This window comes from Streptomyces brasiliensis (assembly GCF_014647875.1).
GTDB classification, from domain to species: Bacteria; Actinomycetota; Actinomycetes; order Streptomycetales; family Streptomycetaceae; genus Streptomyces; species Streptomyces brasiliensis.
Window position 1 is genome coordinate 1 of the sequence record NZ_BMQA01000232.1, and the last position, 1,127, is coordinate 1,127.

Consider the following 1,127-nt stretch of genomic DNA (forward strand, 5'->3'; position numbering starts at 1 on the left):
GAAACCATGCCTGACCAGCAGGAATCAAACGATCAAGTTCGGTTGAGATACGGCTTCTGAGCAGGTCAGGTGCAGGGTGAGGACGGCCTGGACGAGGCTGGTGATGCGGGTGTGGATCGCCTTCCCCCGCCGCTACCTGCCCGAGGGAAGCATGGACCAGCTCTACCCCGCCGAGCGCCCCGACAGCGCTCCCGAGCTACCCAACACCCCCAACACGACCACTGATTGATCGGCTAAACCACAAGAAGGACACAAGAAGGGACATGACCCGCACATGTCCCCTGCGTGCCCGATCGGACGGCGAGTGGCGGGGAACAAGGGGGAACGACGGCGCGCGTTCCAGGAACGCGCAGGTCACCGTCTCGCCAGGTCAGCGCCCATCCGCGTACGCGATCTTCCAAACTGGGGCATCATGCCTTATCGAGCTAGCGTGGAAGCGGGACGTCGAGCGAATGCCCGGCACCAGCCGATGAAACGGAATAAGTCATGACCGCGCAAGCAAGCAAGACAGGCCCCGAAACGGCGCCTTCCAGCGCGCCGGTTTCGATCATGAGGTCCCATGGGCCCCGCGCTGCAGCTGAACACGTCGTCTCGGGCAATTCGGTGGCTGTCCGCATAGGCGATCTGCGACTTGAGCTGCCGCCCAGAGACCAGCTCGCGTTCCTAGCGGGCCTCGGCGTCCTTACGGCACTCGAACTCATCGAATGGCCGGTCGCGCTCGCCATAGGTGTCGGGCACGAACTAGCCCGCAGCCGCCACGGCAAAGCGCTGCGTGAGTTCGGGGAGGCTTTGGAAGAAGCGTGATATGCGCTTCTTCAACATACCGTTTACGCCTTCGCGTAGCTTCAGCGTGATCAGCTCTAGCTAGTGCTGCCTAACCTGCACGAGTGACGGGCGGGGTATATCTGCCAGGGCTGCCTCTAGTGGGTGACATCAGCGGCTGACACCAACAGGCGCGTACAGTAACGGTCGGCGCCGAACCTGAGCGGATGATCAGCCGAGGTTCAGTGCGAGTTGATCAACGTCCGATACGCCGTGATCGACCTGATAAGGATGAGGCCCGACCGCAATGCCGTTGCTTGATTCAGTCAAGGAGTTCGGTGTGAGGCGGTGACGGCACGGGCGGG

Annotated in this window: 2 protein-coding genes; both read left to right on the forward strand. The window is 62.3% G+C overall.

The window, feature by feature from the left end:
- Positions 1-76: 76 nt before the first annotated feature.
- Positions 77-229 (forward strand): hypothetical protein, encoded by a 153-nt coding sequence (locus IEZ19_RS49925; RefSeq protein WP_189317978.1) that lies wholly within the window; start codon positions 77-79, stop codon positions 227-229.
- A 257-nt stretch (positions 230-486) separates the two neighbouring features.
- On the forward strand, positions 487-804 hold the full coding sequence (locus IEZ19_RS49930; RefSeq protein WP_229841754.1) for a hypothetical protein: 318 nt from the start codon (positions 487-489) through the stop codon (positions 802-804).
- The last annotated feature ends 323 nt before the right edge of the window (positions 805-1,127 follow it).

Excerpts from the sequence above, each read along its gene's own strand:
- IEZ19_RS49930 (WP_229841754.1), top strand. The coding sequence starts at position 487 with ATGACCGCGCAAGCAAGCAAGACAGGCCCCGAAACGGCGCCTTCCAGC.